At 66.7% G+C, this 18,669-nt stretch carries 23 protein-coding genes; 14 read left to right on the plus strand and 9 right to left on the minus strand.

Going from position 1 to position 18,669, the window contains the following annotated elements; genetic code table 11:
* Positions 1 to 26 precede the first annotated feature (26 nt).
* The 6 genes from BLR21_RS19910 to BLR21_RS42590 form a co-directional block, all read right to left on the minus strand.
* Positions 27 to 581, minus strand: coding sequence for a hypothetical protein (locus BLR21_RS19910; protein WP_143027776.1), 555 nt, complete (start codon positions 579 to 581; stop codon positions 27 to 29).
* Positions 582 to 670: 89 nt separating this feature from the next.
* Complete coding sequence (locus BLR21_RS19915; protein WP_090007321.1) at positions 671 to 1,042, minus strand: cupin domain-containing protein; 372 nt, start codon at positions 1,040 to 1,042, stop codon at positions 671 to 673.
* A 403-nt stretch (positions 1,043 to 1,445) separates the two neighbouring features.
* On the minus strand, positions 1,446 to 2,303 hold the full coding sequence (locus tag BLR21_RS19920) for a phosphotransferase (RefSeq protein ID WP_256334802.1): 858 nt from the start codon (positions 2,301 to 2,303) through the stop codon (positions 1,446 to 1,448).
* A gap of 53 nt (positions 2,304 to 2,356) precedes the next feature.
* Complete coding sequence (locus tag BLR21_RS19925; RefSeq protein ID WP_090007322.1) at positions 2,357 to 3,208, minus strand: aldo/keto reductase; 852 nt, start codon at positions 3,206 to 3,208, stop codon at positions 2,357 to 2,359.
* Positions 3,130 to 4,356, minus strand: a complete 1,227-nt coding sequence (locus BLR21_RS19930; RefSeq protein ID WP_090007455.1) for a JmjC domain-containing protein — start codon at positions 4,354 to 4,356, stop codon at positions 3,130 to 3,132. Before BLR21_RS19930 ends, BLR21_RS19925 begins: the two co-directional genes overlap by 79 nt.
* Before the next feature lie 89 nt (positions 4,357 to 4,445).
* Entirely contained in the window at positions 4,446 to 4,598 is a 153-nt protein-coding gene (locus BLR21_RS42590) for a hypothetical protein (protein ID WP_176929712.1), read from the minus strand.
* Between the two features lie 1,240 nt (positions 4,599 to 5,838).
* On the opposite strand from BLR21_RS42590, the gene BLR21_RS41695 reads away from it, so the two are divergent.
* Complete coding sequence (locus BLR21_RS41695) at positions 5,839 to 7,143, plus strand: NsdA family TPR-like regulatory protein (RefSeq protein WP_143027777.1); 1,305 nt, start codon at positions 5,839 to 5,841, stop codon at positions 7,141 to 7,143.
* A 6-nt stretch (positions 7,144 to 7,149) separates the two neighbouring features.
* Here BLR21_RS41695 and BLR21_RS19955 read toward each other — a convergent pair whose 3' ends face one another.
* From BLR21_RS19955 to BLR21_RS19965, 3 genes are all read right to left on the minus strand, one after another.
* Positions 7,150 to 8,163 carry an NAD-dependent epimerase/dehydratase family protein gene (locus tag BLR21_RS19955; protein WP_090007327.1) on the minus strand — a complete coding sequence of 338 codons (1,014 nt, stop codon included), beginning with the start codon at positions 8,161 to 8,163 and terminating at the stop codon, positions 7,150 to 7,152.
* Between the two features lie 60 nt (positions 8,164 to 8,223).
* Positions 8,224 to 8,532, minus strand: a complete 309-nt coding sequence (locus BLR21_RS19960) for a hypothetical protein (RefSeq protein ID WP_143027778.1) — start codon at positions 8,530 to 8,532, stop codon at positions 8,224 to 8,226.
* Between the two features lie 136 nt (positions 8,533 to 8,668).
* On the minus strand, positions 8,669 to 9,088 hold the full coding sequence (locus tag BLR21_RS19965; protein ID WP_090007329.1) for a helix-turn-helix domain-containing protein: 420 nt from the start codon (positions 9,086 to 9,088) through the stop codon (positions 8,669 to 8,671).
* Positions 9,089 to 9,614: 526 nt separating this feature from the next.
* Between BLR21_RS19965 and BLR21_RS19970 the strand changes: the two genes are divergently transcribed.
* The 13 genes from BLR21_RS19970 (at position 9,615) to BLR21_RS20035 (ending at position 18,668) form a co-directional block, all read left to right on the plus strand.
* Positions 9,615 to 9,935 (plus strand): hypothetical protein, encoded by a 321-nt coding sequence (locus BLR21_RS19970; protein WP_090007330.1) that lies wholly within the window; start codon positions 9,615 to 9,617, stop codon positions 9,933 to 9,935.
* On the plus strand, positions 9,932 to 10,174 hold the full coding sequence (locus BLR21_RS41700) for a hypothetical protein (RefSeq protein ID WP_143027779.1): 243 nt from the start codon (positions 9,932 to 9,934) through the stop codon (positions 10,172 to 10,174). Before BLR21_RS19970 ends, BLR21_RS41700 begins: the two co-directional genes overlap by 4 nt.
* Positions 10,137 to 10,409, plus strand: coding sequence for a hypothetical protein (locus BLR21_RS19975; RefSeq protein WP_143027780.1), 273 nt, complete (start codon positions 10,137 to 10,139; stop codon positions 10,407 to 10,409). The genes BLR21_RS41700 and BLR21_RS19975 overlap by 38 nt, the downstream gene beginning before the upstream one ends.
* 118 nt (positions 10,410 to 10,527) lie before the next feature.
* A complete protein-coding gene (locus BLR21_RS19980; RefSeq protein ID WP_090007332.1) occupies positions 10,528 to 11,853 on the plus strand; it encodes a hypothetical protein in 1,326 nt (441 codons plus the stop codon).
* A complete protein-coding gene (locus tag BLR21_RS19985) occupies positions 11,850 to 12,437 on the plus strand; it encodes a zinc finger domain-containing protein (protein ID WP_090007333.1) in 588 nt (195 codons plus the stop codon). Before BLR21_RS19980 ends, BLR21_RS19985 begins: the two co-directional genes overlap by 4 nt.
* A complete protein-coding gene (locus tag BLR21_RS19990; RefSeq protein ID WP_090007334.1) occupies positions 12,434 to 13,189 on the plus strand; it encodes a DUF7341 domain-containing protein in 756 nt (251 codons plus the stop codon). Before BLR21_RS19985 ends, BLR21_RS19990 begins: the two co-directional genes overlap by 4 nt.
* A 681-nt stretch (positions 13,190 to 13,870) precedes the next feature.
* Positions 13,871 to 14,230, plus strand: a complete 360-nt coding sequence (locus BLR21_RS19995; RefSeq protein WP_090007335.1) for a hypothetical protein — start codon at positions 13,871 to 13,873, stop codon at positions 14,228 to 14,230.
* 167 nt (positions 14,231 to 14,397) lie between these two features.
* Positions 14,398 to 14,760 carry a hypothetical protein gene (locus BLR21_RS20000; RefSeq protein ID WP_090007336.1) on the plus strand — a complete coding sequence of 121 codons (363 nt, stop codon included), beginning with the start codon at positions 14,398 to 14,400 and terminating at the stop codon, positions 14,758 to 14,760.
* Positions 14,757 to 15,071 carry a hypothetical protein gene (locus BLR21_RS20005; RefSeq protein ID WP_143027781.1) on the plus strand — a complete coding sequence of 105 codons (315 nt, stop codon included), beginning with the start codon at positions 14,757 to 14,759 and terminating at the stop codon, positions 15,069 to 15,071. The genes BLR21_RS20000 and BLR21_RS20005 overlap by 4 nt, the downstream gene beginning before the upstream one ends.
* Complete coding sequence (locus BLR21_RS20010; RefSeq protein ID WP_090007338.1) at positions 15,068 to 15,499, plus strand: hypothetical protein; 432 nt, start codon at positions 15,068 to 15,070, stop codon at positions 15,497 to 15,499. The genes BLR21_RS20005 and BLR21_RS20010 overlap by 4 nt, the downstream gene beginning before the upstream one ends.
* An 80-nt stretch (positions 15,500 to 15,579) precedes the next feature.
* Positions 15,580 to 16,062 carry a hypothetical protein gene (locus BLR21_RS20015; protein WP_143027782.1) on the plus strand — a complete coding sequence of 161 codons (483 nt, stop codon included), beginning with the start codon at positions 15,580 to 15,582 and terminating at the stop codon, positions 16,060 to 16,062.
* A gap of 315 nt (positions 16,063 to 16,377) precedes the next feature.
* Complete coding sequence (locus BLR21_RS20025) at positions 16,378 to 17,823, plus strand: DUF932 domain-containing protein (RefSeq protein WP_143027783.1); 1,446 nt, start codon at positions 16,378 to 16,380, stop codon at positions 17,821 to 17,823.
* Between the two features lie 623 nt (positions 17,824 to 18,446).
* Entirely contained in the window at positions 18,447 to 18,668 is a 222-nt protein-coding gene (locus BLR21_RS20035) for a hypothetical protein (RefSeq protein WP_090007342.1), read from the plus strand.
* Position 18,669 lies beyond the last annotated feature (1 nt).

Raw genomic sequence — 18,669 nt, forward strand, 5'->3', positions numbered from 1 at the left:
CTGGCGAACGGGTGGAAAAAACGACGTCAGCCGGCGGAGACCTGGTGATCGGAGATGGTGCGCGAACTGCCCCTGCCCGCCGACGCGCTGGAAGTCTGCGCCGCCGGATCGAGCGCCACCGGCAGATCACCCAGGCCCGCGACGAACTCGACGGTCCACAGGTGCCGCGCGGCCGGGTTGCGCTCCGTGTAGGAGTCGCCGAGGCCGTAGGTGGCGACGCGGGTGTCCTGCTGGTCGTGCATCTCGACGGTGATCTGCGAGCCGAGCAGGCCCTTCTCACCGGGTGCGCAGGCCAGTTCCAGGCGGGCGCGGATCCACTGCGGCTCGGTGGCCGGGTCCGCTTCGAGTTCCTCGGAGACCGCGGTGCAGGCAGTGCCGTGGGCACGGAAGGTCAGGGCGGCCCGGAAGACGACGAGCTCACCGGCCGTGCAGCCGGTGAGAACGCGTGCTTCTACAGCTGTCTCCGTGCTGGAGACGACGGGACGGGCGGCCGTGCACCGGGCGGTGGGGGCTTCGGTCGACGCCGCCGCACCGCTGGAGGTGACGGCCCCGAGTAATAACGCGGCGACCACAGATCTCATAAGAGAAAACTATTTGTGGACGCCGCGTTATTCACTCAACTTCACCCCATAGATGGGTGAGCGCGAGATTTGTTGCGGGCACCGGCCTGTCAGTGGTCGTGGTCGTGCTCAGGAGCGAACGGCTGGTAGACGTAGAACATCGTGACCGGCTCGTCGCCCGCCACGGTCTCGTGGTCGACGCCCGGCGGCACGAACGCGTACGAGCCCGCGGTCGCCTCCACCCCGCCGATGCTCACGGTGCCGTCGATGACCCACGTGTGCTGCGTCGCCGACGGGTGGTTGTGGCCGACGTCGCGCGCGCCCGGCGCCATCTGGATCAGGCCGACGATGGTGTCGCCGCTGGGCGACTTCCACAGCAGCTTGTTCTGCAGCCGTTCGTCGCCGTGCAGCGGGAACGCCTTCAGCTGGGCGAGGGCTTCGGCGGACAGGACCGTGACCTTGTCCTGCGGCACGTCGCTCATGGGAACAGCCTTTCGGGAGCCGAACGAGCTTACGGCCGTTATATACGCGAAAGGGCCGCCCACATTACCGCAGACGCCCCAAAAGCATTCAAACGCGCCGTCACCTTTACAGAATGGAACCCCGACCCGACAAGCAACCTACCGGGGGTCCGGGGGCTTGCCCCCGGCTGGGGTCTGGGGGCTCGGCCCCCAGAAAAACACCGAGGGCCGAGAAGATCTGCGCTTTTTGCAGATACTTCTCGGCCCTCGGAACGAGTGGACCTGACTACACAGCATGAGAACTCTGTTGTAGCAGCTCAGGGGCCTGAACTGGCCATCAAGGCCGTTGGAGGCCGGGCCTCCGGCCGGTGACAGAGTGCTCCGAGGGGTGCCTACGTCGCCCCTCGGAGCTTGCCAGCTTGCTCTACCCCCGCAGGTTCACCAGCAGCTTTTCTGCTTCTGCCTTCGCGGGCTCCGAGAACTGCGTCGGGGCTCCACGCCTGTCGGCAATCCTTATCGCATTGGCGCAGTGCATGAGCTGCGACAACTTGCCCGATCGAGTCTGGAGATCATCGGCGAAAGCCGTCTCGACGCGCGCGAGCAACTCGGGGTCGGGCAACGATGCCTGCCACAAGGTGGCCGCGTCGTGGCCTCGCGGTGCGAGGCCCCAGTCCTGCCAGTCGATCAGCAGGCCAGACACGGTCACGTTGCCCCAGTGCAGGTCAGCGTGCGCCGTTCGCCATTCGTCCACCGCCGTGTCCACTCGCTCGAACACCTGACCGATTCGAAGTGTCAGGTGCTCCTGACTCACGCCCACACGCTCGGTCGGATGCTGGCCAAGAGAACTGAGTGACCGGTCCAACCCGCTCCACCACTCGTCCGGCAGATCCTTGGCAGCGTCCAAGCCGCCCGCCACCCTCACCGACGGCGACGAGACGAACTCCACCTCGTCGGCACGCCACACAAGGTCACGAGCCGGATCGGCCCACGTCGTGCTCTGAAACCAGCCGGGAATCGGCACGCCCTCGATCGCGGATGCAGCTTCCAGCCCAACCCACGCGGCGCTCTTGATCCGCCACGGAACACGCTGCTCGATACGTGCCCATGTTCCGCGACTGGTACGGAATCCCTCGGTTACCCCTCCGACCCCATGCACGACTGTCGTTCGATCCAACGCAAGGCCCAACGCGCGTTCGACGTGCTCCAGCACATCGTCATGCTCGTTCGCGCTCGTGTCGAAAATGGCGATGGGCCGAGCCTGAGCCGGTTGCGCTGCTGACACCGAACCAAATCCTTCCTGACGAACCGGACGACATCCTCTCGAACCTGAGGGCGCTAGTCCGAACCGGTAATCAGTTCGCGGTACTGGTCGACCGCTCCGGCATCCACGTCGAGTTGCGTCGCGCCGAACAGTTCGGCGAGGTGCTGTTCACTGCTCGTGCCTACGGCCAGTCTGGTGCACTGCGGCAGTTCGAACGCGAGCCTCACCGCCGCCTGAACCGGGGTATGAGTCTGGTCCGGTTCGAGGAACGGGGTGAAGTTGGTCGACGTCCACACAGGGTCGCTTGTGTTTCCGGCGAACGGACTCATCCCCCAACGCCGATCAGGCTTGACGTCGAACTCCCACGCCAGCCGCTCGGCCGCGTTCAGTTGTCCGGCGCTGAGGGTTAGGCCCGCACGGACCATCAGAGTGCTAGGCGTTGGACAGCCATTGCCAGCTTGCAGGACGTCGAGCAGTGGACCGGGCTCCCATGAGGAGATTCCCCAGGCATCGCAGAGTCCCAGCTTGGCGGCGCTTTCAAGCTCGGCGCAGGCATCGGCGAAGTAGTCGAACGCCTGCGCCCGGTGAAGTGGCCGGAGACTCTCCTCGGGGTTGTGCAGTAGCACCACCGCAGGCGGTACCGAGAGGTCGCACACGGTCTTCTCCATCGCTTGCCTCAGCCCCCATCGCCGAAGCGAATGGCGGCTGACGCCTCCGGCTCGGAAGAACCCCACCTTGGTCGAGATCGCGAACTCGTGGATGAGGTCGCCGGCCGCCTGCGCCAGCGCTCGATGCCCGTCGAAAGCCTGATAGTTGAACGCCGTGTCGACGTCCGTGACTCCGAGCGTCAGAGCTCGCTCAAGCAGCTCGCGGCTGGGACGAGTCCGGTGAAACCCGAGTGCAATGCGTCGGTCAGCTCTGCGCACAACCCCTCCTTCATGAAGATTTCCGCGAGGGGTGCGGCGTCGATGCCGGTCAGCTCGGAGACGCGCGAAAGGGACACGGGGTAGCCCGAGAGCAACAGCCTCGCCGCGGCCTCGGCGCGGAGGTTGAGCCGAAGTCGTTTACCGACGCTCGTCACAGTGACTTCGTTGGCGTCCACCTCGATGTCCGGGGGGAACGGGCTGACACAGACGATGTCGGTCACCGGGCCGAACAGCCCTCCGGTGTGGACGTATCGACAGGGCGGCTGTTCCGCTTCGCGTGCGGCGAGGTAGGTCGGAAGGTTGAGGGACTCGACGTGGCGCAGCATCGCGGCGTACAACGCGTTGTGCTGAAGACCTTGCTCTTCCTTCGTGCCGAAGCGGTCGAGGTCCTGGCGGAACAATAGGTCCGTTCGCGTCTTGTCAGCGAGCCAGGCCATCCAGTCCACGCCGGTGCGCTTCACGAAGCCGAACGTCACGTGAAGACTGAAACCCTTGTCGTCTCGATCGTTCCGAGTGGCGGTGTGCCAGTACCCACGAGGGATGTGCATGACATCGCCCGGCCGCATGGTGCCGGACCAGACAACTTCCTCGCTGGGGTTGGAGTTCTGCGCAGCGTCCCGATACATCGGCGCTTCGCGCGACGCACCCCGTACTTCCCAGGACTTCTCGCCGGCGAGCTGCACGACGATCACGTCGTGGTCGTCCCAGTGCAGGCCGAACCCTGCAGCGTCCGCAGTCGTGAGGTAGGTGTTCACCTGGACGAGTTCGTGCGACCACCACTGAAGCGCACGGCAGGCCGCCTCCATCGTCGGGTCGAACGTGTCCATCGCGTCCACGACGAGCGTGCAGCCGGTACGCATGAGGCGCGACAGGGTGTCCATGTTGGCCATCGGCAGGCTCTGGCCACGCCTGGTGACTGAGGACGTGAGGAACTGGTTGGGACGCAGTTCCTCACCGTTCTGGAAGCAACGAAGCTGAGGTGGTGCGAGGCTCCTACGCATCGCAGCGTCCAACAAGCGTTGGGGCGTGAGCAATCGCCTGTACAGCTCGGGGTCGTCGAACGAGCCGCGGGCGAACCCACGCCCCAACGGCGCTGCACCACTCCACCCGAGCGCCTTCTCGATCATCTCGATCAATCGGTGTTCCACGGTGACCTCCTCGGCGTCGTGAGAACCCGGTGGGGCGCCACCCGTCATGGCACCCCACCGAATGAATGGACTTCAGAACCGAGCCACGATCAGCCCGCGCTTTCGGCGGGGATGTTCAGACCGTCGCCGACGTAGCCGTCGCCGCCCGCGTCCTCCGACGCGTCGGAGTGGGAAGCGTCCATGCGACCACGCACCACCGACAGGTCTTCGACCGCCAGCACAAGCGAGCTCACGGTGTCCATGCCGTACCTCCTTTCGTTGTTGAGTAGGGACAGGCCGGTGTGGAGGTGCGTGAAGGCACCTCGTCAGAGAAGTTCGATTCGCGTGCGCGCGGCTATTCCTGCCTGTGCTTCGCGCCTGGATAGCCGCAGTACGGGGACAAGGTTGCAAGTCCCGTGACGGCTTGGTCCAGGGTTCCGACACAGCGAAAGATGACTGGCGACGGCGTGAATGGGTCTGACCAGTTCCGCTGCCTCGGTACTCGCAGCGCGACGGCGTAGTTCTCGGCCCATGCAGCCACGGTGTCGATGTGGTGAGGGAACGCCCTGTGCCAGAGAAGCCCGTCGTCACTTCCCGTCGAGTTGGGCAACGGCAAGGGTCTCAGGCCCATCTCGTGCATGCGCATGAAAAGGCCTTCGAGCCCGTGGCTTGCGCTCGTGGCCGCAAGGAGACTCATCGCCGCAACGCAGTCTGAGCGCACGCGATGACAGTCGCTACCAACGGAAGCATCGTCGTGCCAGGGACGGGGGGACAGATCCAGCGGAGGCAGTTGGAGCTGCAGATCGGATCTGGCGGCAGCTGGTACAGGGCGGCCCCGCCGTGGTGCGTCACGCCAAGCAGCTCCAAGGTTCCCAGGCTTGTGATGCTCGGCGGCTGTGCCTGACAGAAGAAGGCCCAACGGCGGCCGGTCGTCCCCGTGATCTCCAGTACGGCGGCGTCCAGCCAAAGCTGTTTCAGGGAATTGTTGACCTCACCTGCGAGGCCGCTCGGCATCGAGATGACATCCACACGCTGCCCGCACACGAGGAAGGTGCCCTCGGCGCCTTTGATGGTGGGCCAGCTGACCCCATCTGCATAGTCGTGGGTTACGAGATTCGGGGGGTGAGGTGCCACCGCGCCGCTGCGACGCACCTCACCCCCCGAGGAGGCCGGTGATGCCGCAGTCGGGGTGCACCTCACGGCCTCAGAACGCAGCACCGACCGCGTGCCCGCAGGAGGGTGGACGGCAACGCGCCTGGCGTCGGTCTGCGTGGTCATGTGAACTTCCCCGTCGTCTGTTTCCGGTGGAAGTCAGAGGTCTTGTCGCAGCCGTTGGTGATGCGCGCCACAAGTCGCTGACAGGACACAAAGATGGTCGTTTGGGCCGATCATCGGCAGATCATGAACCGATCACCTGGTGGTCATCTGCTGGTCATGACGCCGAGGAGGGCAGAAGAACTGCCAATCGCCGCTTACTGTTGAAGCGACGACGGAGGTCAGAACATGGCGCAGCCTGAACCGCGCACGCGGCTTGAGCAGCTTGTACGAGGTGCCAGCCTGACCGTGGCCGACTTCATGGCGGGCTATGCAGCCGCCGCCGTCGAGATCGGCGAGACAGCGACGGTCAGCGAGCCGCAGGCAAGACGCTGGTTGCGGGGTGGCTCATCGAGTCCACTGCCGGTCGCCCGCCGCGTGCTTCAGCACTGGTGGAAGGAACCGGTCGGCCGACTGCTCGGGCCACCTGACCACGGCACCGCGAGTGCGGTGCTGATCGTCGAGCTGAGCGAGGAGGAACAGATTGTGAAGGCTGGCCGGGATTCCATGGAGCACGCTATCCACGCTGCGTCTGCGTTGGACCCGTCCGCTCTTGAACAGCTTCACGCGGATGCGCGCCGAGCGGCACACGCCTACTACGTCACGCCACCGTTCGAGATGTTCACCGACCTGATGCGGCTGCGGAACGTGGTCTACACCCAGCTGGACCGCATCGAAAAGCCACGCCAAAAGGCAGAGCTCTACCTGATCGCCGGCCAGGTGTGCGGCCTTCTCTCGTCCGTCTCTTGGGACCTCGGTCATCCGGATGTCGCCGAAGAGCATGCCCGCGCTGCACACACTTATGGGTCAGTAATCGACCAACTGTCGTTGCAAGCGTGGGCGCGAGCACATCAGGTGACATGCGCCTTCTGGTCTGATCAGCCACGCCGGGCGGTCCGAATCGCGGAGGCTGCGTTGACCACGGCGCCGGGCGGAACCGCCCGTGCCCGCCTGCTCTCGGTTCAGGCACGGGCGCTTTCGTTGATTGGCGCGCGTGACGAAGCAGCGAGCGCACTCGATGCCGCATCGGACGAACTTGATCGCGCGGGCAGTGATCCTCTTCTTGACGATGTCGGCGGCGAGCTTGGGTTTGACCGCGCTCGCCGTGCTCTGTGTGCCGGGGCGGTCTACGTGGCACTCGGCGACGGCAACCGCGCCGAAGCAGAGGCGACAACAGCTCTTGAGCTGTTCGGTCACATGCCTGACGAGGTCAGGTGGGGTGCTGGAGAACAGGGCGCACGGATCGATCTCGGAACTGCGCGAGTTCTTCGTGGCGACCTAGCGGGAGCCGAAGACGCATTGTCGGCCGTGTTCGACCTCGGACCCGACCTCCGCACCGAAGCGTTGGTTCGGCGATTGAGCCGTCTCGGCGGCGTACTGGGCACTGGACGATTCCGCGGCGCGGTTGAAGCCGGAAGGATCGGCGAAGCCATCGAGGATTTCGCGGAGCGAAGCTTGCCGCGCACCACCGCGCGCCGTGCCATCGGTCCGTGAGCCGACCTATCGGTTGCTCCGGCGGTCGATCCATGCCCTTAGAACAGCGGCTTCTCGCTCCGGGGTGATCCCCAATTCGCCCGCGCGCTCGTGTTCAACCAGTTCGCCTTCGTGCATCCAGTTCCACGTGTCCATGACCGTGTCTCGCAGCGGCCTTGTGATGAGCCCATTGGCCCGAGCGCGTGAGGCGTCGACATCCCAGGCACCGGCGTAAGTACGCCACAAGGGGAGCTCAGTCCACTGCTTGAGGCCTTGATCGATCAGATAGTCCTCGTCGACCCACACGGGCTCGGCCGACGACTTGGTGACTTCGGCACACGCGCCCAGAAACGAGCCGAAGGTATCCGTGCCTGGGGCAGTCACGTTGAAGACGCCAGCCGGAGCAGCGAAAGCGAATTGCGCGACGTCGCGAACGTCAATCGGCTGAATTGACCGGCCAGGATCGCCTGGGCACAGAACTTGCCCGCCACGCTCGAAACGCCGCAACCACCAGGGCAACCGACCGACGTACTCGCGTGGGCCGAGGATCACGCCTGGGCGGAGAATCGTAGTCCGCTCCGCCCCGAAGGTCTCCAAGATCGCGCGCTCACAACCGGCCTTGCCGAACCCGTAGGTGGACGGGCCCGGATCACCGTCGTACCCGTAATCCGGGCCTGCGTCCGAAGGACAATCGAGCACCTGAGAGTCGTCGGTCAGTGGCTCAGTAGGCCAGCCCTCGTAGACGGACACCGTACTGATGAAGACATAGCGGGCCGCTGCGGGCTCCAAAGCCCGAGCCACCGCGAGCGCCTCACGAGGAACGTAACCAGTCGTGTCCAGCACAAGGTCCCACGGGCCTTCGCCGGCCAACTGCGCCATGTCCGCCGCGTTGGTTCGGTCGCCACGAATCAGCTTCACGCCGGATGCGCCTTCGCCTGACTGGCCACGGCGGAACGTAGTCACGTCCAGATGCGCAGCCAGCGCCGCCTCAACGAGGGCACGACCAAGAAACCAACTGCCGCCCAGCACCAGTACGCGCATACCGCCATCCTCGCGAAGATCAGCCGGTCACGTCCAGCCGTAGTCAGCGTCAGCCGAACGCTAGCTGTCCTCGGCGCACAGCTCCTGGAAGCGCCGGAACCACGCGTCGGTTGCGCGTCGCGGCATCGGAACGTTGGATTTCTGCGGATCAAGCAGTTGCGGCAGCTCGCTGACGAGGCCTCGTTGTGCGGCCAGTTCGCCGATCAGGTTGTAGAGGAACGCGGTAAGGGGTGCGCCCTGCCGGATGCGCAGGACACGGTTGCCGTACCGGTCGGTGCTGATCTTCCAGTGCGGTCTCTGGCCTGGCTCGAACGTGACGACCGGCTCCACAAAGAACATCCCCCATCTCGCGGCCGACGAGGTTGTCATCGGACCGCTTCCGTCAGCGCGTCGTCTTGTCCTCCCCGACGAGTAGACGCGCTAGATCAGCCGTCGTTGGCTGATCGTTCATATATCCGATGCTCGACACCGTACAACGGACGCCGACGCGTCCGCCCGAGCAAGCTCAGGAGGCGGTCTCAGGTGAGGGCGGGGCCGGAGCGGGGAAGGTGTTGTGCAGTGCCTGGGCCATCGCCAGCAGGGCGACGCGGCCGTCGGGGGTGAGCTTGTCGTAGAAGTCCAGGAGGTTGGCTTCTTCGATCTTGAGCGGGCGGCCTTGAAGGGGGAACTCGGAGTCGAGTGCGAAGGCCTCGCTGACCTCGTCGATGCTCGCCCCGAGCGCGGCGGCCAGGCGCTCCATCGCGTCCAGACTGAGGTTGCGGTGATCCCACTTGCCACGGACGTAGCGCGAGAGGCTGTCGTGCGGCAGGTTGTTGTCCCGCTCGATCGATCTGACCGATCGTCCGCCCGCGTACTTCTTCACGAGTCTGCCGATGTGGGTCTCACGATCGCCGGAGCTGTCTTTGCCCGGTGCGTCTGTCGTCATGGTGTTCCCCTCGCGCCGTCCTGCGCCGTGCGTCCCCTGAGGCAGTCGGCGGCACCCAGTTGCGAAGTGCGCCATTCCTACCAACCGGCGCACCCATAGGCCAATTTTTGACCATCCAGTGGACGACTGCGACCCGCCGTTGGTCTCGTGATGAACAGCTCGACCGTTGTTCGGGACCGAATCGTAGAGGAGATCGTGCCGTACTGACGGCCAGATCACCCGCCTGACCCACCTTCGCATGTCGCATGCGGCCCGACAATCTGAGCGGATGTCGCGTTTTCGCTTGACGGGCTGGTGGAGTTCGGGCAACGTGGAATGTGCAAGGTCAACTACTTCCGTCACGAGATCTTGGGGGGCCTCATGAGGAAGCGACGCGGTCGAGGACGCGTGTCGGCTGATGTGGAAGCGATGCTGTCGGCGTGGATGGCGGAGCTATCGAGGGCCGGATACCTGCGGGTGTCCGGCCGCGAGGGCCGCTGACCACCACAGCCCGCTTGCCGACCGCCCAGGGAGGGCGGTCATCGCGATGACCGAGAACAGCATCACCGTGTCCACCGTAGAAACGATCGCCCTGGACAACCAGGTGCACGACATCACCCTGCTCCGCATCGTCGAGGAGCAGATCAGCAAGCTCACCAGCCTGCGCAACACCTTGCGCGGCACCGTCAAGGACCGCCTTGGCGATCGGGAGTTCGGCACCGTCAACGGTGTTCCCGTCGTCCGCTGGTCCAACGAGTTGCGCGTGACGATCTCGCCGAAGCTGCTCAGAGCACGGCATCCTGAGGTCGCGCGTGAGTGCGAGGAGATCGCACCCGTCCGGAAGTTCTGGTTGCTGGACGCGGCGTGAGCACCCGGAGGAAGTCCGGCCGGTCACGGGAGACCGGCCGGGCTCGCCCTGGGAACGCCCCGACCGTGCTGGGTGATCTCGCTGCCGAGGTTGCCGAGCACTTGATCGGCCTGCCGCTGGACTACGGCACCACCGTCGAGCAGATCGCCGCCCTGTTGGCGGCCGAGCCGCGTAACCGCCCGAGCGTGTGCGGTGACGGCCGTGATCGTGGACGACGCGCTGCGCGACCCCTTCCGTGAGACCACCGCGAACCGTTGGCGCGCTGGGATTCCGTCCTGGGTCGCGCCTCAAATGGTCGGCGTGACCGTGCGGCGGATGGTGTCGCTGGATGTGCTGGTGCCGACCGGCCGTTACGTGCGCTCCGATGACACCAAGGGCAGAAACGGCGGGAAGCTGATGCGCGTCTACGCGCTCAACCTCGCCGCGCCCGCTCTGCTGCATCCGCGCACCGCCGCCGGGCAGCCCGCCGCCTGACGCTCTGTCCTTCGTTGCCGCGCACCGTCGCGCGGCCATCTCGTGCTGACCGCACACCATGACCTTGTTTTGGGGGACCGTTTCCGTGGCTCGTGACCACGCTCGCTTTTACCTGTCCATGTGGGACGACGATGACTTCATCGCCTTGTCCGCGCTCGCCAAGCTCGTCTATGTCCAGCTGTGCATGCAACGCAAGCTGGAGTACTCCGGGGAACTGACCGTGTCGGTGAAGCGCTGGAGCAAGGCGCACCCGGATCAGGACACCGACACCATCCGGGCGGCGCTGGCCGAACTGGACGCCGCCCGGTTCGTGGTGGTCGACCAGGACACCGATGAGCTGCTGATCCGCTCGTTCATCCGCAGTGACCAGCTCTACAAGCAGCCCAACGTCCTGCGGGCGGCGCTGCGCTCGGCGTTCGAGATCTCCTCGCCGCTGCTGCGCCGTGCGCTGGCGTCCGAGCTGCGCCGCCTGCCGGTCGAGATCACCGGCCCGGCCCCGGCGGTCGCGGCGATCGAGCTGGAGGCGGGCGCCCGCGAGCTTCCCGCGTCGGTGAAGGCCGCCATGTCCGTTCGCGGCTCGACCCGCACCGCACCAACCCCCGCACCGCCCGCGCCCGCCGTCCACGGCCATGACGACGCGCACGCCGAGCCGTTCGAGCCTGTGCCCGCACCTGCGGTGAACCCTTCCCCGAACCCTTCCGGCAACCCCTCGCCGAACCCTTCCGCGAACCCTTCGCCGCGAGGCAGGGGAGAAGGGAGTAGGGAGATGGAGCTTGGAGTAGTTCCTCTTACGCTGGTTAAAACTCAAGTGGGTGTTCCCGCGCCTGCGCCCACGCACACGAGCGCGGACATGCCCGCCCGTACACGCGAGGCCGCTCCGCTCGCCAGGGTTTCCGCCGAGGTCTCCGCCGTCGCCGGCGTGGATGGCGAACTCGAGGCGTCTTCGGTACGGCAGTTGCGCCGCCGTGAAGCCGAGAGGCTGGTGTCCACCCACTGCCCCCGCCAGCCCCGGCAGGTTCTCGACCGCTTGCGCGGCGAGGTGATCGGGCTGTTGCGGGACGACGTCGAGCCCGCGGCCATCGCGTCGGGGTTGCGGTTGTGGGCAGGAAAGCAGCTTTCGACGTCGATGCTGGCCGAGCTGGTCGGCGAGGCGATGCGCGCTCGCTGCACCGCCGCATCGCCTGAGGCGCGTCGGCGTGAGCAGGTGGCGGCGGCGAACTGGGAGGCGATCCGGGCCGATGCCATCGCCGATGACGACACGAGCCCGATCGGGCTGGCCGTGCGCGGGGAGCTTCCCGGCCACGCCGATGCCGCGACACTGGACGCGATCCTGGAGCGCGCGCTGCACCAGGCCGTAGGGCTCGACACGTCAGCAGGCGAGAACCTGGCCGATGAGCCCGCACACGACGGCGCGGAGAACGCGTTGACGGGGGCTGCGGCGTGAGCGAGCACGGAACCCAGCAGCTCAACCGCAGCGCCATGCGGGCGCTGTTGGCGCACTACCGGATCACCGCCGACGACACCGCGCCCGAGGACGTGATCACCGACTGGCTGCGAGAGCTGCGCGGGCGCAGCGTCGGCGAGTGCCACGCGGCGTTGAGCTCGATGGCACCGGGCCGGGTCCAGCGCGCCACGGCCGCCGAGGTCGCCCGGCTGATCACGCTCGCACGGTCCCGGCCGGCCGGGACGACCGCACCGGGCTCGGCGCGCCCGCCGCTGCCACGCGACCGGGCCGCCGACCAGCAGGCAGGCGCGCGGGGCGTCGGCAAGGTCTACGCGGCGATGGGCTGGAGCGGGCACGAGAAGCACACGCTCGCCCGTTCGGTGCCGTGCCCGTTCTGCAGGGCGCTGGCCGGTGTCCCGTGCAGCCCGTTGACCCGCAACCGCCTGCGCCAGCGCGAGGTCCGCGACCGGGAGACCCGGATGCACCCGTCCCGGCTCAAGGCCGCGACCGAGCGCCAGCACACCCACTCGACTTCGTCCGGCGCTGCCGCGTCCGGCACCGCCACGCAGGGAGCTTCCGCATGACCGCCGCACGCCACTTCATCGCCGACGAGGTTGTCCACACTGACACGGACGCTGTCCACACGGTTGTCCCCAGCCGCGACGAGGCCGCGACCGCGCGCCTGTCCTGGGAAGTCGCCGTGGACCAGCTCGTCCGGCCCGGCCTGCACGTCGTGCGCCGCGCGAACGGCACCACCGAGACCGCCGAGGTGCTGACCCTGCTGCGCCAGGTCGAGGAAGCCGTCTTGCCCGGCTCGGCGGTCTCCGGCAGGCCATCACAGGGTTCCCGTCCCCCGGCGAGCCTGGGCGCGCTGTCGCTGCTCGCCTCGATCCGGGCCGAGGTCAAGCAGTGCTGCCGCACCCACGGCCACGAGAGGTGGACGACGCTGACCGAGCAGGTGCAGGCATGGGGTGAGCACGCCGGGCACTGGCAGCACGCCGCACCGGACTACGTGGTGTGGGCCGCGCAGGAGTCCACGCGCTGGGTCGCGCAGGCCCGGCAGATCCTCGACCCCGAACCGCGGCTTCCGCTGCGCGGCCGGGCCTGCCCGGTCTGCCGCGTCGACGTCGTACAGGTCTGGTCCGACGACGAAGGCGACTTCGTGCGCCGCCCGGCCCTGCGCATCGACGCCGAGCACGTAGAAGCCGTGTGCGCCGCCTGCGGGCAGCGTTGGGGCCTGGACGTGTGGGCGCAGCTCAACACGATGCTCGATCAGCAACTCACCCACGAAACCCTGGCAGTGACCGGGATCACGCACGGCGAGGGTCCGGCGTAGTTGACCTTCACTCGTTTCAGTGCGCATAATGGTCGGCACTGGGACACGTATGCCCAGACCCCTTACCCGATGCCCGTCGCGCCTCCCCCCGGTGCGGCGGGCATCGTGGCGTTTCGGGACCACCTCAGGCTTTCCAGTCCACGAAGACGCTGGCGCCCGTCCCCCGCCGCCGTCTTCGTCACTGCGGGCGGTGGCGCACCGCCGCACGACGCGACCATTCCCCAGTCCCGTCGAGCGCGACGCCGCCGCCCGCACCCCTGCGCCTCGTCCCGCGAACCCATGCCGGCCGCCGCGCCCAGGCTCGTTGGTCACCGAGCTGCCCGCCGACGCAGGCCACGGACAGCCCTCGCCGACCACGCCGTGCCGACAAGATCAGCTTTCCGGCACGTGGGCAGACCGAGAATTTCTTTTCAGCACGACGACACATTTTCGCAGGTAGATAATGTGCACGAAAAAGCGCGCGAAATAGTTTTCCGCTCGCATTCCATTTCCTTGCCCTATGGTCCCAAAAGGGGGATCATGAGGGGGTAATCAGTTGTGCCGGTGGTGAGACACCGATTCAGCAGAGAACCGAAAGGACCATGGGTTATGTCCATGCTTTACCCGAGTACCGCCGTCCAAGTAAGAGGTAGTGGCCCTGACTTCCGGAGGTTTGGTGCCCAGTGCTTCTCTACTGCCTCAGTGGCCCATGTGGGCATGTTGTGCTTCAAGATCTTGGAACACCTGGACAGCATGAGCAGCAACCGGCACAGCATCCGGTTTGCCCCAGGCAATCACCTGACTCTGGTAGTGGCCGACGTGTTTATCGCAGAGCCGTCTGAAATCGAAGTCGTGATCGAGGCGGAGAACTACGCCTTCGCACTGGAAGAGTTCAATTGGGACAACCAGTTGAACCCCTACGACCGGCGTTTTCACCTGTGCCAGGTGATGATTCTGGGTCCGGCTGCCTCACAGGCAATGGAGCAATCCGGGGTGGTAATGCAGGCCACCACCGTGACCTGCCCGTCCTGTAAGAGCCCTGGCCCTGTCTCAGGCCGCTAGCCGCCCTGGTGTCCGGGGTGCTGTACCGGCATCCCGGACCCCTTGATTCACACAAGCCGGGCACACGACCGCATGGAAAAGCCCTGGCGGCTGGTGAGACAGCCCCAGGGCGGCGGTCGGGTGTCCGCCCGGAGCAACCGAAAGCAATCTCCGAGAGGACGCCTGACATGGGCGAGAGTACTCCACCGCTGGACGCGTTGTCTGCCGCCGAGGCGGGCCAACGCTACCTCTACGCGGTCAACCTGACCGACACGCAACTGACCGCTCTGCACCAAACCCTCAGCCTGGACACGCACGTGATGAACGTGCTGTGCCTGCTGTACCTGGATTTGGGGACCGACATGGTGCGGGAGCGCACCGACCCGATGGCCGTCTACCAGTGCCGTGAGTACGGCTGGGTGGTCGGCGATGGCCGACTCCAGCTCACCTCCGAGGGCCTGGCGGCGTGGTGGCAGTGGAAGAACGCCGTCACCCCGCACAGGCGTGACTCGCGCTTTCAGCAGTTGTGGCGGGACGTGACGGGATGGTGAGGAAGCCGACCGCCACCGAACGCGGCGCCGCCGTAGCCGCACTGGAGAAAGAACAGGCCGTCTACCGGGTGGCGTACCTGATCGCCAGGGGTGATGGTCGCCCGGCCGAGCTGACGCGCTTGTCCACGATGGACAGTGTCATGCAGGCGATGAGCCGGGGATGGGTGGCCGCGCCGATCACGGCCGGTTTCCCTTACCAGCTCACCGATTCCGGCCGTGTGGCGCTGGCCCGCTGGTTCCGGATCGTGGCCGACTACAGCGGCGTGGACCCGGTGTGCGCGGCGCTGTACGAGGCGGTGACGACCCCGTGACCGAGATCCCGGACGCCACCACGGCCCCGAAGCCGCACACCGACGGCATCGCGTCGATGCGGGGCGGCTTCGCGCGCCATGCGTTGGTGCGCGATGCGCTGCCCGTCAGTCCTGGTCCGCTCACCCGTGACTCGGAGGCGTTCAAACGCCTGGCCGACGATCTCCCGGTGCGTCGCGTGCTGTGGATGCTGGCCTCCGGCTGGACCTGGCCGTGGCTGCTGGACGACGCCACGACACCGGCCGCGCGGAACCGGGCGATCAGACGCGGGCTGATGGCCCCGCCTGTGGGCGAGCCGGACGCCGTACTGGTGCCGTATCACCTCACCGACGCGGGCCGCGCCGAACTCCTGAACTGGGTCGAGCGCATCACCCCGCACCGGCATCTGCCCGAGGTGGACGCGCTCTGGCGTGTCGTGACCTGGAAGTAGTCCCGCTCGGCGGCGACCAGTCCTGGCCGCCGCCGAGCTTTCACCGATCACATTTCCGTTGACGTACAAGGGGAAAGTCGTTGACTGACAGGGTTGTCTACATGCGGATCAGCCGGGAGTCCCGGCCGGGGTGTGCGTGCGGGCTGTTTCACAGCGTCGAGGCGCAGCAGACGTGGGCGGATCGCGCGGCCGAGCTGACCGGATACGGCGCGGGCGTGCACGGGACGATGGACGAGCGCGCGAAGATGCTGCGCGCACAGATCGAGCGCGACCGCAGGGCCGTGAACCTCCTGCGGCACATCGCGCAGCTCGACGGGAACGCCGTCCTGGTGAAGCTCTCCACCACAGCCGAAGACGTGATGGACCTGCTGACCCGCGACATGGCCGCCTACTGCCGCGAACACAACCGTTTCTCCGTGACGATGGTCGGCTACGCCGTCTGCCAGACATGGACGCTGACGGAGTTCGAGCTGGCGCGCATCGAAAGCAGCCTCAAGGTGCGCAAGGCAGTGCATCAGGCGTTGAAGCGGATGCGGGACAACCGCGCGCGCAACGACGGCTGATCCAGGGCCGCCCAGAGTGCTCGACAGCACACGGGTTGTCCGGCAGGATGACACGCGTTCCTCTGGGATTTGGTGACACGATTTTCACGAGGACAGGAAGGCCTGCGAACTCCGGTTCGCAGGCCTTTTCTCATTACGTGATTACTCGCGCAAGATCGAAAAAGAATACGTTAGCCCGTTCGTAGTCTCTTTGTTCAGAATTCCTCTGAATTGCTTGCAGGACAGTGGTTCACCAGTAATGTTTTTGGTGTCACCAACTCCAGCACCGAACAGCACCGTGAATGAGTGCTGTCCGACTCTCAGAGGACACAAGCAATGACCGAACCGGTTACCCCTGCCCAGAACACTCCGGCACCCGCCAAGGCTGCTCAGGTTGCCGCCAAGGCCCCGGCTTCCAAGGCTCCCGCCAAGGCCCCTGCCGCCAAGCCTGCACCTGCCAAGGCCCCGGCAACCAAGGCCGCTGCCCCCAAGGCCGCTGCCCCCAAGGCCGCTGCCCCCAAGGCCGCTGCCCCCAAGGCCGCTGCCCCCAAGGCCGCTGCCCCCAAGGCCGCTGCCAAGGCTCCGGCCGTCAAGGCTGACAGCACTAAGGCCACCACTCCGGCCAAGGACAAGCCCAAGGAGGCCAAGGCTCCCGAGAAGGCAGGGGCCAAGCCTGTCCCCGTGGTGCCGGAGCCGATCAAGCCGGGGAAGGACTCGTGGGCGCGGATCTCAACCCGCAACAACGGGTCCCGATCGATTTCCGACCTGCTGAACAAGGCTGGATTGTCCGGCTGGGACGTGAAGCCGGAAGGCGTGGTGGCCCTCGCGCCGACCGGATTGTGCATTGACTGCGAAAGGGCGGTCGGGGAGCTGCACAAGAAGGAATGCCCGAGCCTGGACGAGCCGGACGCGGAACCCCGCGTCAGCAAGGATGACACCTGCATTCCGGTCCCGATGTTCGGATCGTTCGCGCTCATGCGGAAGAACCCGGACTCGGAGTTCGGATTCGACGTGCTCGGACACACCAAGTCCGAAAGGGTTCCGGTCCCGATCGAGGTCCGGGCGGAGATGCTCACCTCGATCATGAAGGAGACCAAGGCCAAGACCGGACCGGCCGGACCGCTCTGGGAAGGACGGGGAGCGTTCGCCAGCATCCGCCTGCCCGAACCGATCATGGTGGGAGGCAAGGACCCCGTGGAACTCCGCCTGGTCCTGGTCAACTCCGTGGTTCCTGGCCGCCCGTCCCAGGTCATGATCAGCCCCGTCCGGCTGGCAAGCCAGACCACGTTCCCGTTCGACCTGGGGCAGGACTGCAAGCACGTGTACGACCTGGTTGCCGCCGATGACAAGGACGCGCGGATCTCCGAGACCAGTGATGCCCTGAGCCTGCTGCACATCTACGGCGAGCGGTTCGCCCAGGTGGCCAATGAGCTGATGGGCCGCAAGATCACCGATGCCGAGTTCTCCGGGCTCACGAACACCCTGTTCCCGTTCCCCGGTGATGCCGCACCCAAGGACAAGCGCGAGCGGCACGGCATCCTCTACGCGGGCATGAAGGCCCTGACCTACGGCAAGCTGGACGTCACCGCCGACATTGACGGGACGTGGTGGGCCGCTCTCCAGGCCGTCATGATCCTGGCCGAGCACGCGGACCCGGCCAAGAAGCTGGAGAACGGGGACCTGGACTACCAGGGCCGTGCCCTGGATGTGCTGTTCAGCTCCAAGCACTACGTACACGACGCGTTCCGCTTGGCCCGTAAGGCAATCAAGCCCGCCAAGTAGCCACCGCCCGACAACTCAACACCCGACAGCCCCAGCACACCCCGTGCTGGGGCTGTCCTCTGTCCGGGGTGAGGCCGTGCCGTCCCGTGCCGCCCGCCCGTGCACCCGTCCGGGCTGCCCGAACACCACTGCCACCGGTGGCCACTGCCCGCCCTGCCGTTCCCGTGGCCGCAGGGCCTACGGGACCAGCGCGCAGCGTGGCTACACCGCTGGCCACCGATCCCGGTTCCGTCCCGCTGTGCTGGCCCGTGACCGGGTGTGCCGCTGTGACCGCCTGGACTGTGCCGCCCACACCAACCGGCCGTGCCCTGCTCCGTCCACCGTGGCCGATCACTGGCCGCTCACCCGCAGGGAGCTGGTGGCCGCTGGCCTGGACCCTGACCAGCCTGCCCGTGGCCGTGGCCTGTGTGCCCCATGCCATGCCAAGGCCACAGCCCTGGACCCACGCACCCGAGGAGGGTGGAACCACCCGTGAGCCACGCCGCCGACGCCGCCCGCTCCGGCCGCACGCCCCACCCAGGGGGAGGACCCTTCCGCCGCGCAACGGGGCACAAGCCACTGAGGGCCGTTGGTGTCCTGCCAGGTTTTGCCGACGGCCCAACCCACGTCCGCGGAGCTGGTGGGTGAGCACCGACACCGGCCGCGACCCGGACGAATTGCTCGACGAGATCGAGCAGGCAGCCGACCAGGTGGCCGCGTGGACCGCGCGCTGGGAATCCCTTGTGCGCCAAGCCGTCGAACGCGGCGTGCCGCAACGCCGGATCGCGCCACACGCGAACGTCGACCAGTCCACGGTCTCCCGGCTCGCCGCTCGCGACCGCACCCCTGCCGACCGCCGTTCGTGAT

The sequence above is a fragment of the Lentzea albidocapillata subsp. violacea genome (genome assembly GCF_900100275.1).
Lineage (GTDB): Bacteria > Actinomycetota > Actinomycetes > Mycobacteriales > Pseudonocardiaceae > Lentzea > Lentzea violacea.

Coding starts and splice junctions, on each gene's coding strand:
- BLR21_RS41695 (WP_143027777.1), top strand. CDS start 5,839: ATGGCGCAGCCTGAACCGCGCACGCGGCTTGAGCAGCTTGTACGAGGT.
- BLR21_RS19915 (WP_090007321.1), bottom strand. CDS start 1,042: ATGAGCGACGTGCCGCAGGACAAGGTCACGGTCCTGTCCGCCGAAGCC.
- BLR21_RS19960 (WP_143027778.1), bottom strand. CDS start 8,532: ATGACAACCTCGTCGGCCGCGAGATGGGGGATGTTCTTTGTGGAGCCG.
- BLR21_RS19980 (WP_090007332.1), top strand. CDS start 10,528: ATGTGGGACGACGATGACTTCATCGCCTTGTCCGCGCTCGCCAAGCTC.
- BLR21_RS19955 (WP_090007327.1), bottom strand. CDS start 8,163: ATGCGCGTACTGGTGCTGGGCGGCAGTTGGTTTCTTGGTCGTGCCCTC.
- BLR21_RS42590 (WP_176929712.1), bottom strand. CDS start 4,598: ATGGACACCGTGAGCTCGCTTGTGCTGGCGGTCGAAGACCTGTCGGTG.
- BLR21_RS19990 (WP_090007334.1), top strand. CDS start 12,434: ATGACCGCCGCACGCCACTTCATCGCCGACGAGGTTGTCCACACTGAC.
- BLR21_RS19910 (WP_143027776.1), bottom strand. CDS start 581: ATGAGATCTGTGGTCGCCGCGTTATTACTCGGGGCCGTCACCTCCAGC.
- BLR21_RS20025 (WP_143027783.1), top strand. CDS start 16,378: ATGACCGAACCGGTTACCCCTGCCCAGAACACTCCGGCACCCGCCAAG.
- BLR21_RS20000 (WP_090007336.1), top strand. CDS start 14,398: ATGGGCGAGAGTACTCCACCGCTGGACGCGTTGTCTGCCGCCGAGGCG.
- BLR21_RS19965 (WP_090007329.1), bottom strand. CDS start 9,088: ATGACGACAGACGCACCGGGCAAAGACAGCTCCGGCGATCGTGAGACC.
- BLR21_RS19970 (WP_090007330.1), top strand. CDS start 9,615: ATGACCGAGAACAGCATCACCGTGTCCACCGTAGAAACGATCGCCCTG.